This window comes from Streptomyces sp. 5-10 (assembly GCF_014712245.1).
GTDB classification, from domain to species: domain Bacteria; phylum Actinomycetota; class Actinomycetes; order Streptomycetales; family Streptomycetaceae; genus Streptomyces; species Streptomyces violaceusniger.
Genome location: NZ_JACVYG010000102.1, coordinates 1 through 15,357, shown reverse-complemented (window position 1 = coordinate 15,357; position 15,357 = coordinate 1). Strand labels below are relative to the sequence as shown.

Genomic DNA, 15,357 nt, shown 5'->3' with positions numbered 1-15,357 from the left:
CGCGCAGCACATCCGTCAACGACCAGTCCACATACGCCGACAGAGCCTTCTCACACTCGGCTATCGCCTCGGCGAACACCGGCGAGGACTCCAGCAGCCCCACCGCCATACCCACCCACTGCGCCCCCTGCCCCGGGAACACGAACACCGAACGGCCACGAACATCCGCCACACCACGCGTCACACCGGAGACCACCTCGTCCCCGGCCAACGCGCCCAACCGCTGCAGGAGTTCCTCACGGTCCCCACCCGTCACCACACCGCGATGCTCGAACACCGACCGCGACGCCACCAGCGAGTAACCCACGTCCAGCGTGCTCAGTTCGGTGCGGTCGAGCAGGTACGACCGCAGCCGCTCCGCCTGGGCGCGCAGGGCTTCCGGGCTCCGGCCGGAGAGGACCCAGGGGGCGATGCCGTGGTCGTCGGTGGGAGCCTCGTCCCGCTCCGCCTCGGCAGGTNGGTCGTCGGTGGGAGCCTCGTCCCGCTCCGCCTCGGCAGGTACCGGGGCCTGCTCGATGATGGTGTGCGCGTTCGTCCCGCTCACGCCGAACGACGACACGGCAGCCCGACGCGGACGCCCCATCTCCGGCCACTCCGTGGCCTCCGTAAGCAGCCGAACCTCGCCCGCCGACCAGTCCACCTGCCGCGACGGCTCATCCACATGCAGCGTCTTCGGCAGCACGCCGTGCCGCATCGCCATCACCATCTTGATGACGCCACCGACGCCCGCCGCGGCCTGGGTGTGGCCGATGTTCGACTTCAACGCGCCCAGCAGCAGCGGCCGGCCCTCGGGACGTTCCTGGCCGTAGGTGGCCAGCAGCGCCTGCGCCTCGATCGGGTCACCCAGCGGGGTACCGGTCCCGTGTGCCTCCACGGCGTCCACGTCAGCCGGCGACAGACGAGCGTTCGCCAGCGCCTGCCGGATCACGCGTTGCTGCGACGGGCCGTTCGGAGCCGTCAGGCCGTTGCTCGCGCCGTCCTGGTTGATCGCCGTACCCCGGACCACGGCCAGCACCGGGTGGCCGTTCCGCCGGGCGTCCGAAAGCCGCTCCAGGAGAAGCATGCCCACGCCCTCCGACCAGCCGGTGCCGTCCGCCGCGTTCGAGAACGCCTTGCACCGGCCGTCGGCGGAGAGTCCTCGCTGACGGCTGAACTCCACGAACACGTTCGGCGACGACATCACCGTCACGCCACCGGCGAGTGCCAGCTCGCACTCGCCCTGACGCAGTGCCTGAGCCGCCAGATGCAGTGCCACCAGCGACGATGAACACGCCGTATCCACCGTCACCGCAGGTCCCTCGAGACCGAACGTGTACGAGATACGACCGGACGCCACGCTGCCCGCGCTGCCGGTGCCGATGGAGCCCTCGAAGCCTTCCGGAGCGTTCCCCTGGAGACGAGTGGCGTAGTCGTTGTACATGACACCGACGAATACGCCGGATCGGCTGCCCTGGACGGCGACCGGATCGATCCCGGCCCGCTCGAACGCCTCCCAAGAGGTCTCCAGCAGCAACCGCTGCTGCGGGTCCATCGCCATGGCCTCACGCGGCGAGATCCCGAAGAACACCGGGTCGAACTGGTCCGCGTCGTGCAGGAATCCGCTGTTCCGGACGTAGTACGTGCCCTCCCGGTCGGGGTCCGGGTCGTACATCCCCTCAAGGTCCCAGCCGCGATTGGACGGAAACTCGGACACCGCGTCCGTACCCGCCATCACCAGCTGCCACAGTTCCTCGGGCGTCCGCACCCCACCCGGGAAACGGCAGCTCATACTCACGATCACGATGGGGTCGTCGTCCACCGGTGCGCCGGGCCCGGCCACCTCCCCCAGGCCTGCCGACGAGATGACGCCGTCCCCGCCCAGAAGTTCGTCGCGCAGGTGGCCGACGAGTGCCATCGGGGTCGGATAGTCGAAAATCAGCGTGGCGGACAGTCGCAGGCCGGTCTCCGCGGTGAGCCGATTCCTCAGATCGACGGCCATCAGTGAGTCGAAGCCGAGTTCCTTGAAGGGCTGCCGCGTGTTCACCGTCTCGGGAGTGGCGTGCCCAAGGGCCGCCGCGATCTGAACGCGGACCAGCTCCAGCAGCATCTCGTCCTGCGCCGTCTGCGGCAGACCCACGAGGCGCCGGCGCAATTCGTCGGGAAGACTCGCGCTCTGCTCCGATCGCGCGGTACGGCGCGTCATCACGTGGGGCACGACGTTGCGGAAGACGGTGGGCAGTTCGGCGCCCTGCGCACGCAGCGTAGGGATGTCCAGCCGCAGCGGGACCGGCACGCTTTCGTCCGACACCAACGCGGCGTCGAACAATTCGAGCCCTTCCTCGGAGGAGAGCGGCACCAGACCCGACCGCGACACCCTGCGCAGGTCCTCCTCGCCGAGGTGGCCGGTCATACCGCTGGCCTCGGCCCACAGACTCCACGCCATCGACACACCCGGCAGCCCCCGGGCCCGGCGCCAGGACGCCAGGCCGTCCAGGAACACGTTCGCCGCCGCGTAGTTGCTCTGCCCGGCGCCGCCCAGCACACCGGTGGCCGAGGAGAACAACACGAACGCCGACAGGTCCATCGTCTCGGTCAGCTCATGCAGATTCCACGCCGCGTCCACCTTCGCCCGCAACACCGGCTCAACCCGCTCACGCGTCAACGACGTCAGCAGCCCATCGTCGAGCACACCCGCCGCATGCACCACACCACTCAGACCAAAACCCTCCGGCAACCCCTCCAGCACCCCGGCCAGAGCCACACGGTCCGCGGCATCGCACGCCACGATGGCCACTTCCGCGCCGGCGGCCTCCAGCTCCGCCCGCAATTCCGGCGCGCCCTCGGCCTCCGCACCACGACGGGACAGCAGCACCAGCTTCCTGACCTCATGCCGGGCCACCAGGTGCCGAGCCACCAGGCCGCCCAGCACGCCCGTGCCACCCGTCACCAACACCGCACCCGAACCAAACCCAGCCGACTCCGGAACGGCCACGGCCGGCACCCGCCCCAGGCGCGGCACCCGCACCACACCGGACCGCACCACCAGCTGATCCTCGCCCAAGGCCAGCATCCCGGGAAGGAGATCGGCTACCCCCTCCACATCATCGGTATCCACCAGCACCAGGCGGCCGGGGTTCTCCGCCTGCGCGGACCGCACCAGGCCCCACGCCGCGGCCCCCGCCAAATCCCTCACGCCAACGCCATCGCCCACGTCCACCGCGCCCCGCGTCACCAACACCAACCGCGCGTCCGAGGACTCCTGATCGGTCACCCACGACCTCACCCGCTCAAAAGCCTCAAGCACCTCCCTATGAACCTCACCCACCACGTCCGCACCGCTGGAGACCACCCGCACAACCTCCACGTCCGGCACGGGCACCGCCCGATCCGCCGCGGGCGCGTTCACCCATTCCAGCCGGAACAACGCGTCCCGGGCCGCCCCACCCGCAACCCGCAGCTGACCAGCCTCGACCGGCCGCAACGCCAAAGACTCCACCGACGCCACCGCACGCCCGGACTCGTCCCCCACCACCACCGACACCGCACCCGAATTGCCCTGCGTCGCCGGAGCCAGCCTTACTCGCAGCGAGGAGGCACCGACCGCGCCGAGTGAGAATCCACGCCACGAGAACGGCAGCAGACTGCCCGAACCACCCGCCAGAGCCTCACTCACGCCCATCGCGTGCAACGCCGCGTCGAACAACGCCGGGTGCAAACCGAACTCACCCGCACGCTCCCGCTCCCCCTCCGGAAGCGACACCTCCGCGAACACCTCGTCGCCACGCCGCCACGCACGCTTCAGCCCCTGGAAAACCGGCCCATACCGCAACCCGTTCTCCGCGGCCCGCACATACTGCCCCGACACATCCGCGACCTCAGCCCCCGCCGGAGGCCACGCCCCGAAATCAAAGAGGACCCCATCAGCGCCTTCGGCCGGCGCGAGCGCCCCACGGGCATGGCACGTCCACACCGCGCCCTCACCCTCCGCCTCGTCCCGCGAGAACACGCTCACCTCGCGGTAGCCGGAAGCATCCGCCTGGCCCACCTCGACCTGAAGGTGCACCCCGCCCTTCTCGGGCACGATCAGCGGCGCTTCCAGGGTCAGTTCCTCAACCCGGCCACAACCGACCTGGTCGCCCGCCTGCAGCGCCAACTCCACGAACGCCGTTCCCGGCAGCAACACGACGCCGTGCACGGCGTGATCCGCCAGCCACCCATGCGTGGCCAAGGACAACCGCCCACTCAGCACCACGCCGCCACCACTCGCCAGCGACACCACCGCACCCAGCAACGGATGCCCCAGCGAGCCCAACCCCACCGAACCCACATCGCCCGCACCCGCGGGCACATCGAGCCAGTAACGCTCCCGCTGGAAGGCATACGTCGGCAACTCGACCCGTCGACCGCCACGCTCCTCCAACGCGGCGGCCCAATCCACCTGGACGCCATGGGTGAACAGCTCAGCGGCGCTGATCAAGAATCGCTCGAGTCCACCGTCGTCACGCCGCAGCGTGCCGAGGACCACGGCCTCTGTCTGGGCGGCCTCGATGGTCTGCTGCACCGGCAGCCTCAGCACCGGATGGGGACTCACCTCGACGAACACCGAGTGCCCGTCGGCGAACAGCCTGCGGGTGGTGGCCTCCAGCTCGACGGTCTGCCGCAGATTCCGGTACCAGTACTCCGCGTCCAGCTCGGCCGTGTCGATCGGTTCACCGGTAACCGTCGAGTAGAAAGGCACCTCCGCCGAGCGCGGCTCGATGTCCGTCAGGACCTTCAGCAGCTCCTCATGGACCTCCTCCACCAAGACGGAGTGCGACGCATAGTCGATGGCAACCCGACGGACCCGGATCCCCTCGCCTTCGAACGCCGTGAACAGCTCATCCAGCGCCTTCCCAGCACCCGCCACCACGACCGAACCGGGACCGTTGACCGCGGCCACGGACACGGCGCCGTTCCAAGCGGCGATACGTTCCCGCGCCTGGTCGATCGGCAGTCCGACCGACACCAGCCCACCACGGCCGGCCAGCCTCGCCGCGATCACCCGCGACCGCAACGCCACCACCTTGGCCGCGTCCTCCAGCGAGAGAGCACCCGCGACGCACGCCGCGGCGATCTCGCCCTGGCTGTGGCCCATCACCGCGTCCGGCTCCACACCCACCGAACGCCACAGCCGCGCCAGCGACACCATCACCGCGAACAGCACCGGCTGAACGACGTCCTCCCGGTCATACCCGGGAGCACCGTCGACACCGCGCAGCACCCCGGTCAGCGACCAGTCCACGTAGGGCGCCAACGCGGCCTCACACTCGGCCATCGCCTCCGCGAACACCGGCGAGGACTCCAGCAGTCCGACCGCCATGCCCACCCACTGTGCCCCCTGGCCCGGGAACACGAAGACGGAACGGCCGGGAGGCGCGCTCTCGCCCACCACCACGCCCGGATGAGCCGACTTCTCCGCCACCGCGGCCAAGCCCGCCAGCAGTTCGTCCCGGTCGCGGCCCACCACCACCGCTTGGTGCTCCAGCACCGACCGGGTCGTCACCAGCGACAGCGCCACATCGGCCACACCGTACTCCGGGCGCTCCGCCACGTAATCCCGCAGCCGCCCGGCCTGGGCCCGCAATCCCTCCGCACCGCGTCCGGACACCACCCAGGCCACCGGACCATCGACGCCCTCGGCCTCGGCGGCATCGACCACCTCGGCCTCCGGAGCCTGCTCCAAGAGCACATGTGCGTTGGTCCCGCTCACCCCGAACGAGGACACACCGGCCCTGCGCGGTGCCCCCGTCTCCGGCCACGGGACCGGCTCGGTCAGCAGCGACACCGCTCCCGCCGACCAGTCCACGTGCTCCGACGGCTCCTCCACGTGCAGGGTCTTCGGCAGCACACCGTGCCGCATCGCCATCACCATCTTGATGACGCCACCCACGCCGGCGGCCGCCTGGGTGTGCCCCATGTTCGACTTCAACGACCCCAGCCACAACGGCCGGTCCGCCCCGGGGCGCTCCTTGCCGTAGGTGGCCAGCAGGGCCTGCGCCTCGATCGGGTCACCCAGCGTCGTACCGGTGCCGTGTGCCTCCACCGCGTCCACATCGGCCGCCGACAGGCCCGCGTTCCGCAGCGCGTCGCGGATCACCCGCTGCTGCGAGGGACCGTTCGGCGCGGTCAGCCGGCTGCTCGCCCCGTCCTGGTTGACGGCGGCGCCCCGTACCACGGCCAGTACCTGGTGCCCGTTGCGCCGCGCGTCGGACAGCCGTTCCAGCAACAGCACACCGGCGCCTTCGGACCATGAGGTGCCGTCGGCCGCGTTCGAGAACGACTTGCAGCGCCCGTCGACGGCGAGTCCGCGCTGCCGGCTGAACTCGATGAACACCCCTGGTGTCGCCATCATGGCCACGCCTCCGGCGAGCGCCAGCGAGCAGTCGCCCTTGCGGAGGGCCTGCACGGCCAGGTGCAGCGCCACGAGCGACGAGGAGCACGCCGTGTCCACGGTCACCGCGGGGCCTTCGAAGCCGAAGGTGTAGGAGATGCGGCCGGAGGCGACGCTTCCCGCGCTGCCGTTGCCGAGGTGGCCTTCGAGGCCCTCGGGGATCGACTGGATGCGGGAGCCGTAGTCGTTGTACATCACACCGACGAACACGCCGGTGCGGCTGCCGCGCACGGACGCCGGGTCGATTCCCGCCCGCTCCAGCGCCTCCCATGAGGTCTCCAGCAGCAGCCTCTGCTGCGGATCGGTCGCCAGCGCCTCCCGTGGGCTCATGCCGAAGAACGCGGCGTCGAAGCCGTTCGCGTCGTGCAGGAACCCGCCCTCACGGGTGTAGCTCTTGCCCGGCTTCTCCGGGTCCGGGTCGTACAGGTCCTCGTCCCATCCCCGGTCCACGGGGAAGGTGGAGATGGCGTCAGTGCCCGAGGCGACCAGCTCCCACAGGTCTTCCGGCGATTCCACGCCACCCGGATACCTGCATCCCATGCCGACGATCGCGATGGGTTCCGTGTCCCTGTCCTTGAGTTCCCGCAGCTCTTGACGAGTCTCATGCAGACTGGCCGTCGCGCGCTTGAGGTAATCGCGCAGTTTGGTGTCGCTCACTGCCTCTTGTCACTCCTCTGAGAACCCCGGGACAGGGGGGTGAAAGCCTTCGGCCGGTAACTTCCAGGGACGGGGTGCGTTCCGCTCACGACGTTCCGAGCTCCTCGTCGAGGAAGTCGAAGATCTCGTCGTCGGTCGCCGACTCGAACTTGTCGGCGGCAGCGACCCCACCGTTCGTCGTCTGGGTCCGCTGGCCTGCGGTCAGCTTCGCCAGCACCTGCTGCAAGCGTGATGTGAGGTGTGTCCTGGCGGCTTCGTCCGCCACCACCTCGGCGAAGGAGTTCTCCAGCTTCTCCAGCTCCGACAGGACCGGCAGCACCACCGACGCGTCCGGCTCCTCCGCGACGAGTTCCTCCGCCAGATACCCGGCCAGCGCCCTGGACGTCGTGTAGTCGAACAGCAGGGTGGCGGGCAGCCGGAGGCCGGTCACCGTGCCCAGCTGGTTGCGCAGTCCGACCGCGGTCAGCGAGTCGAAGCCGAGCTCGAGGAATCCACGGTCCGGGACGATAGCGCGGGTGTTGTCGTGGCCCAGCGCCATGGCCGCGTGCTCGGTCACCAGTTCCAGGAGCGCCTGCTGCCGGGCGGCAGGCTTCATCGAGCCGATACGGCGACGCAGGTCGGCGGGGTCGGCGCCGGAACCGGCCGTGGATGTCCTCGCGGGGCCGCGCCGAGCCGTGGTCCGGATGATGCCCCGCAGCAGGGCCGGGATCGGCCCGTCCTGGGCTCGCCACGCCGAGGCGTTGAGCCGTGCCGGGACCAGGGTGGCCGCGTCGATGCCGCAAGCGGCGTCGAACAGGGCCAGGGCCTCCTCGGAGGCCATCGGAGTCACGCCGTCCCGGGCGATGCGCCGCGTATCGGCCTCGTCCAGCTTGCCGGTCATGCCGCTGCGCTCCGCCCACAGCCCCCATGCCTGTGACTGGGCGGGAAGGCCCTCGGCCCGGCGCCGGTGCGCGAACGCGTCCAGGAAGGCGTTGGCGGCTGCGTAGTTGGCCTGGCCCGGGCCGCCGAGCGTCCCGGAGAGCGAGGAGAAGAGCACAAACGCGGACAGGTCGAGCCCGGCGGTCAGCTCGTGCAGGTTGAGCACCGCGTCGGCCTTGGGCCGCAGCACGCGGTCGATGCGCTCGGGTGTGAGGGCCTCGACGACGCCGTCGTCCAGCACTCCGGCCGTGTGAATCACGGCGGTGAGCGGGTGCTCGTCCGGCACGGAGGCCAGAAGCGCGGCGAGGGAGTCGCGGTCGGCGGTGTCGCAGGCGGCGACCGTGGCATGGGCGCCGAGGTCCGCCAGCTCCGTCCGCAGTTCGGCCGCGCCGTCCGCGGCGAGGCCGCGGCGGCTGGCCAGCACGAGGTGGCGCACGCCGTGCTCGCCGACGAGGTGCCGGGCGACCAGGCCCCCGAGGCCGGACGCCGCTCCGGTGACCAGGACGGTGCCCTGCGGGTCCCAGGTGATGCCGGTCGTGGCCGTGTCCTGCTCGGGCGCGTTGCCGCGAGCCGGGACCCGGGCCAGCCTGCCGGCCAGAACCGTGCCGTCGCGGACCACGATCTGCGGTTCATCGGCGGTGAGCGCCGCCGGGAGGACCCGGCGTGAGCCGTCCTGCTCGTCCAGATCGGCCAGCACGAACCGGTCGGGGTTCTCGGACTGGGCCGAGCGCACCAGGCCCCAGACGGCCGCGCCGGCGGGGTCGGCGACATCGGTGTCGTCGCCCGCCGCCATGGCGCCCCGGGTGAGGAACACCAGCCGGGAGGCGCCGAAGAGGTCGTCGGCCAGCCAGCTCTTTAGCAGGTCGAGGGCGCGGTGGCCGGCTTCCCGTACCATCTGCGCCAGGTCGCGCGTCCGGCGGCTGCGGGACACGCAGGCGGCCAGGACGACGTCGGGCGCGGTGGCGCCCGCGTCGATGGCCCCGGCCAGGGCCGCGAGATCCGGGTAGGTGTCCACCGTGACACCGGCCGATCGGAGGGCTTCGGTCACCTCGGCCTGGTCCGGTCCGACGAGCGCCCAGGGTCCGGCCACCGCGTCATTCGGGGCGCGGGAGGTGTCCGGGGCGGTCGGCACCCACTCGACCTGGTACAGCGACTCGTAGCGCTGGGCGGAGTTCACCTGCTCCGGGGCCACGGGCCGCAGGACGAGGGAGTCGACCGAGGCGACGAGCGCACCGGAGGTGTCGGTGGCGTGCAGCGAGACCGTGTCCTCGGCGACGCTGCCGAGCCGTACGCGCAGCGCGGACGTGCCGGCGGTGTGGAGGGTCACCCCGTTCCAGGAGAACGGAAGGGTGCTGCCGTCGGTGCCGGACGGCTTGAACGCCACGGTGTGCAGCGAGGCGTCGAGCAGTGCCGGGTGCAGACCGTACCGCGCGGCCTCGGCTTCCTGCGCCTCGGGCAGGTCGACCTCGGCGAAGATCTCGTCGCCACGGCGCCAGGCGGCTCGCAGCCCCTGGAAGGCCGGTCCGTAGGCGAAGCCGACGTCGATGAACCGGTCGTAGAGGTCGGCCACCTCGATCGGCTTCGCGTCCGCGGGCGGCCACACGGCGAAGTCGGCGGCCACGGACTCCGGTGCCGTGGTGGCCGGGTCCCTGGTGAGCAGGCCGGTCGTGTGGCGGGTCCAGGGGTCGTCCGGCTGGGCGTCCTCGGACCTGGAGTACAGGTTGAGCGAACGGGCTCCGGACTCGTCCGGCTCGCCCACGGTGAGCTGGATCTGGACCGCGCCCCGTGCGGGCAGGACCAGTGGCGTCTCGATGGTCAGCTCGTCCAGCCGCTCGTAGCCCACCTGCTCGGCCGCGCGCAGGGCCAGCTCCACGAAGGCCGTGCCGGGGAAGAGGACGGTGTCCGCGAAGGCGTGGTCGGCCAGCCACGGCTGGGTGGAGACGGACAGGCGGCCGGTGAACAGGTAGGTGTCGGTGTCGGCGAGGGCGACGGCGGCGCCGAGGAGCGGATGGTCGGGCGAGTTCAGCCCCGCCGAGGTCACATCGCCACTGGCGGTCGGCGCCGATTCGAGCCAGTAGCGCTGCCGTTGGAAGGCGTAGGTGGGCAGTTCCACCCGCCGGGCGCCACGCCCGGCGAACACCGCCTCCCACTTCACCGTGGTGCCGTGGACGTGCAGTTCGGCCAGCGCCATGGTCAGCGACTGGATCTCGGCCCGGTCCTTGCGCAGCACGGGTACGAGGGAAGGAGCGGGCCCGCCATCCGACTCCCCAGCCGTCAGGCAGTCCTGGGCCATCGCGGTGAGCACACCGTCCGGGCCCACCTCCACGAACGACGTCACGCCCAGGTTCTCCAGGGCCCGTACCCCGTCCGCGAACCGCACCGCCTCCCGCACATGCCGCACCCAGTACTCCGGCGAGCACACCTCATCCGCGTTCACCGACGTGCCGGTGACGTTGGAGACCAGGGAGAGGGTCGGTGAAGCGAACGACAGCCCCTCGACGACCTTCCGGAAGTCACCGAGCACCCCGTCCATGCGCGGGGAGTGGAAGGCGTGGCTCACGCGCAGGCGGCGCGTCTTACGGCCCTCCCGCTCCCACTGTCCGGCGATCTCCAGCACGGCGGGCTCATCGCCCGCGATGACCACGGCGGTCGGGCCGTTGATCGCGGCGATGCTCACCTCGGCCTCACGACCGGCGAGCGACGCGGCGATCTCCGCCTCGTGCGCCTGGACGGCCACCATCGCACCGCCCTCGGGCAGCGCCTGCATCAGACGGCCACGGGCCGCCACCAGCGCGCACGCGTCCTCCAGCGAGAAGACGCCCGCCACATGCGCGGCGGCGACCTCGCCGATGGAGTGGCCGATGAGCACATCCGGGGTGACGCCCCAGTGCTCCAGCAGCCGGAACAGCGCTACCTCGATGGCGAACAGTGCGGGCTGGGTGAACGCCGTCTGGTTCAGGAGTCCGGCGTCCGCACCGTCCTCGGCCGCGAACATCACCTCGGTGAGCGGACGGTCGAGCAGCACATCGAGGTGTGCGCACACCTCGTCCAGTGCCTGGGCGAACACCGGGAAGGCGTCGTACAGCTCCCGGCCCATGCCCAGGCGCTGCGCACCCTGGCCCGAGAACAGGAACGCCGTCTTGTGCTCGGCCCGCGCCACGCCCTGGATCAGGGTGGCCGCGTTCCTGCCCTCCGCCAGCGCGTCGAGTCCGGACAGGAACTGCGCGGGCTCCTCGGCGACCACAACGGCGCGGTGGGTCAGGGCGGAACGGGTCGTCGCCAGCGAATAGCCGATGTCGGCGACGTCACCGGCATGCGCGGTACGGACACTGTCGAACTCGCGCAGTCGCCGGGCCTGAGCGCTCAGCGCCTCAGGGCTGCTGCCGGAGAGCAGCCAGGGAACCACCGCGGTGCCGACCGGCGAACCGGTGGCCTCGCCGCCCGTCTCCGGCGTCGGCGACGCGACGGGGTCGGCCGCCTCGATGATGGTGTGCGCGTTGGTGCCGCTGATCCCGAAGGACGACACGGCCGCCCGGCGCGGGTGGTCCGTCTCCGGCCACGGGGTCGACTCGCGCAGCAGGGACACGGCGCCGCTGGTCCAGTCGATGTGCGGCGAGGGCTCGTCCGCGTGGAGCGTCTTCGGCAGCACGCCCTCGCGCATGGCCATCACCATCTTGATGACCCCGGCCACACCGGCGGCCGCCTGCGAGTGGCCGATGTTGGACTTGATGGAGCCCAGCCACAGCGGCCGGTCCTCCGGCCGCCCCTGACCGTAGGTGGCCATCAGCGCCTGCGCCTCGATCGGGTCACCGAGCGAGGTGCCCGTGCCGTGGGCTTCCACCGCGTCCACATCGGCGGTCGACAGGCCCGCGTTCTCCAGGGCCTTGCCGATCACCCGCTGCTGCGCCGGGCCGTTCGGGGCGGTCAGGCCATTGGAGGCACCGTCCTGGTTGATCGCCGAGCCCCGGACGACAGCCAGCACCTTGTGGCCGTTGCGCCGGGCGTCCGACAGCCGCTCCACCAGCAGCAGGCCCACGCCCTCGGACCAGCCCGTGCCATCGGCCTCGGCGGAGAACGCCTTGCAGCGTCCGTCCGGCGACAGCACACGCTGGGCGCTGAACTCGACGAACGTGCCCGGCGTGGCCATGATGGTCACACCGCCGGCCAGCGCCATGTCGCACTCGCCCTGGCGCAGGGACTGGCAGGCCAGGTGCAGGGCGACCAGCGACGACGAACACGCGGTGTCCACCGTCACGGCCGGGCCCTCGAAGCCGAAGGTGTAGGAGAGGCGGCCGGACGCGACGCTCGAGGCGCTGCCGAGTCCGAGATAGCCCTGCACACCGTCCGGTGCGCTGATGGCCCGCCCGCCGTAGTCCTGGTAGTTCGAGCCGATGAAGACGCCCGCCTGGCTGCCACGCAACGCCGCCGGGTCGATCCCGGCACGCTCGAACGCCTCCCAGGAGGTCTCCAGCAGCAGCCGCTGCTGCGGGTCCATGGCCAGGGCCTCACGCCGCGAGATACCGAAGAAGTCCGGATCGAAGTCGGAGACGTTGTCCAGGAATCCGCCGGTGCGTGCGTAGGTCTTACCCGGCTTGTCGGGGTCGGGGTCGTACAGCCCGTCGAGGTCCCATCCACGGTCGTCGGGGAACCCGGAGATGGTGTCGACTCCGGCGTTCACCACGTCCCACAGCTGCTCCGGGGTCCGCACGCCGCCCGGGAACCGGCAGCTCATCGCCACGATCGCGATGGGCTCGTCGAACGAGTCCGAGCGGGTCGGCGCCGTCTCGGCGGAACCGCCCTCCTCGGTGCCGAACATCTCGCCGTTCAGGAACCGTGCCAGCACCGTGGGCGTGGGGTAGTCGAAGACCAGGCTGACCGGCAGCCGCAGCCCGGTCGCCGCGCCGATCCGATTGCGCAGTTCAACGGCGGTCAGCGAGTCGAAGCCGAGGTCGCGGAAGGCACGGTCCGACGCGACCGCGTCCGCGCTGTCGTGCGCGAGGACATCGGCGGCCTGGGCACGCACCAGGTCCCGCAGCGCCCCTTCGCGCTTCTCCGGGGGCAGGGCCGCCAGCCGGTCGTGGAGTTCGCCCCGCCCGGGGGCGGCACTGCCCGCCGTGAGCTGCTTCCCGGTGGTCGTGCTCCGCGCGCTCCGCAGCTGGCGGAAGAGAGGAGTGTCGGCGGAGTCCGCTTCGAAGCGTGTCCAGTCGATGTCGGCGACCGCGAGGAACGTCTCGTCGTGGTCCAATGCCTGCTGCAGCGCTGAAATCGCCAGCTCGGGGGGCATGGCCAGGATCCCCGACCGGCTCATCCGCTCGCCGACCTCGCCCGTGGCGAGGCCGCCTCCGGCCCAGGCGCCCCAGGCGAGGGAGGTCGCCGGAAGCCCATCCGCGCGCCGCTGCAACGCCAACGCGTCGAGGTAGGCGTTGGCCGCCGCGTAGCTGCCCTGGCCCGGACCGCCCAACGTAGCCGCCGCCGAGGAGAACAGCACGAACGCCGACAGGTCCATCCCGGCGGTCAGCTCATGCAGATTCCGCGCCGCGGCCACCTTCGGACGCAGCACCCCGGCGGCCCGACGCGCCGTCAGGGCGTCCACCACACCGTCGTCCAGCACACCAGCCGCATGCACCACGGCCGTCAGCGGGAACTCCTGCGGAATCGCGTCCAGCACCGCGGCCAGCTCCGCACGGTCCGCGGCGTCACACGCCGTCACCGTCACCCGGGCACCCAGCGCCTCCAGCTCCGCCTTCAACTCGGCGGCGCCCTCGGCCTCCATACCACGACGGCTCGTCAGCACCAGATGCTCAGCACCGGTACGCGCCAGCCAGCGGGCCACATGGCCACCCAGCGCACCCGTACCACCGGTCACCAGCACCGAACCACTCGGACGCCAGCCATCCGCGGCCGTGGCCTCAGGCGCGGAGGCCCGCACCAGCCGCTTGGCGAAGACGCCGGACCCGCGCACCGCGGCCTGATCCTCGCCCTCCGCGGCGGTCAGCACTCCGGCCAGACGGGTCATCGCGCGGTCGTCCATGGTCTCGGGCAGGTCCACGACGCCGCCCCAGCGCTGGGGGTACTCCGCCTCAAGGATCCGGCCCAGACCCCACAGCATCGACTGCACCGGGCTCACCAGCCGGTCGGAGCGTCCCACCGACACCGCGCCCCGGGTGCCGCACCACAGCGGAGCCACCACATCCGCATCGCCCAGCGCCTGAACCAGGCCCACCGTCGCCGCCAGTCCGGCCGGGACCACCTCGAACGACTCGTGTGCCGACTCGTCCAGCCCCAGCAGCGAGAACACACCCGCCACGCCCGACGGCTCCACCGCTGCGCCATCGAGGGCCACGCGCAGCCGCTCCGCAATCACCTCACGGTCATCCGCCGCCCCGACGGCTACGCGAACCACATGCGCACCGCGCCCGGCCAGCCCGTCCAGCACGGTGGCGACCAATACATCGTCACCACGGCCTTCCGGAAAGGCCACGAGCCAGGTGCCCGAGAGCGTGGTCTCGGACGCGGACGCCAGGGGCTTCCAGACCGCCTGGTAACGCCAGCCGTCCACCGTGTTCTGCTCACGCCGCTGACGGCGCCAGGACGACAGCGCCGGAAGCAACGCCGTCAACGACGACTGCTGCTCCTCGTCCACCACCTCCAACGTCCGTGTCAGCGCCTCCAGGTCCTCGCGCTCCACCGCCTCCCAGAAGCGCGCGTCCACCGCATCCGCGCTCAAGCCGTTACCGGCAGCCGCCTCGACGACCGGGTTGGCGTCCAGCCAGTAGCGCTGGTGCTGGAAGGCGTAGGTGGGCAGGTCGACGGAGTGCGCACCGGTTCCGGCGAACACCGTCCGCCAGTCCACGGCGATGCCGCCGACGTGGGCTTCGGCCAGGGAGGTCAGGAACCTTTCCGGGCCACCCTCGTCACGGCGCAGCGAGCCGACGGCCGCCACGGGGGTGCCGTGGACCTCGGCCGTCTGCTCGATGCCCATGGTCAGCACCGGATGCGCGCTGGCCTCCACGAACGTCTGGAAACCCTCATCGAGAAGCACCCGCACGGTCTCGTCGAAACGCACCGTCTGACGCAGGTTGCGGTACCAGTACGCGGCGTCCAGACCGGCCGTGTCCAGCACCCCGCCGGTCACCGTCGAATAGAACGGCACCGACGAGGAGCGCGGGGCGATTCCCGCGAGGATCCGCTGAAGCTCGTCCTCGATGGCCTCGACATGAGCGCAGTGCGAGGCATAGTCCACCGGGATCCGGCGGGCCCGGATCCCCTCCGCCTCGCACGCCGCCAGCAACTCCTCCAGCGCGTCGACGTCACCGGAGACCACCACCGCCGAGGGACCGTTCACCGCCGCCACCGACAACCGCTCACCCCAC

At 71.3% G+C, this 15,357-nt stretch carries 2 protein-coding genes; both read right to left on the bottom strand.

Annotation, left to right across the window (positions count from 1 at the left end):
• The coding region (locus IEJ02_RS46475) for an SDR family NAD(P)-dependent oxidoreductase (protein ID WP_191070306.1) at positions 1–7,066 on the bottom strand (7,066 nt) is incomplete at its 3' end.
• A gap of 85 nt (positions 7,067–7,151) precedes the next feature.
• On the bottom strand, positions 7,152–15,357 hold an 8,206-nt coding region (locus IEJ02_RS46470), incomplete at its 5' end, for a type I polyketide synthase (protein ID WP_191070305.1).